Source organism: Paraburkholderia sp. SIMBA_053, assembly GCF_046534895.1.
GTDB lineage: Bacteria > Pseudomonadota > Gammaproteobacteria > Burkholderiales > Burkholderiaceae > Paraburkholderia > Paraburkholderia caledonica.
In genome coordinates this window covers 1-552 of record NZ_JAWRXU010000070.1, presented here as the reverse complement: position 1 = coordinate 552, position 552 = coordinate 1, and the positions used below count along the sequence as shown (strand labels likewise).

Sequence of the window (552 nt, the reverse complement as noted above, 5' to 3'; positions counted from 1 at the left end):
CTGCGTTGCGCGTGCTCGAAACGCTCGGATCGTTGCCGCCGGCTCTTGCATGGTTAAAGTCGGATATTCATCCGAACCCGGCGGTCGCGATCATTGGATTAGCGACGCATCTAATCGTGCTTGCCGCATGGGTCAATCACGTCGGCAAGCAACGAAGGGCGGCGAGAACCGAACTCGCGGACTGGCAAAGAACCGAACACGACCGCATGCGCGAGCGAGTCGCGCGACGCACACTGGAATGGAACGAAGCACTGCGTTACGCGGAAGAGAAGAACCGGCAAAAGATCGAAACGCTCGGCTATGTCAGCCACGATCTCCGCGCGCCATTGGCGACCATTTCCAGTTACGCCAGCCTTCTACTGAATAGAGCCGATTCGAAGCAAGCCACGCTGATACAGGCTATCGAGCGCAGTGTGAACTATCAACTCGCCTTGATCGACGAGCTAATTGGATACGCGAAAGCAGAGTTGCAACCACTGGATATCGCACCGACCGCGACCGACCTGCCCGCACTTCTCGACGACATCGCCGAATACGCGGTCGCACTCTGTG

General features: G+C 57.8%; 1 protein-coding gene. It reads left to right on the top strand.

Annotated elements, in window-relative coordinates:
- Positions 1–552, top strand: a 552-nt coding sequence (locus SB753_RS34590) for a sensor histidine kinase (RefSeq protein ID WP_410804530.1), incomplete at both ends; no start/stop codon positions are given.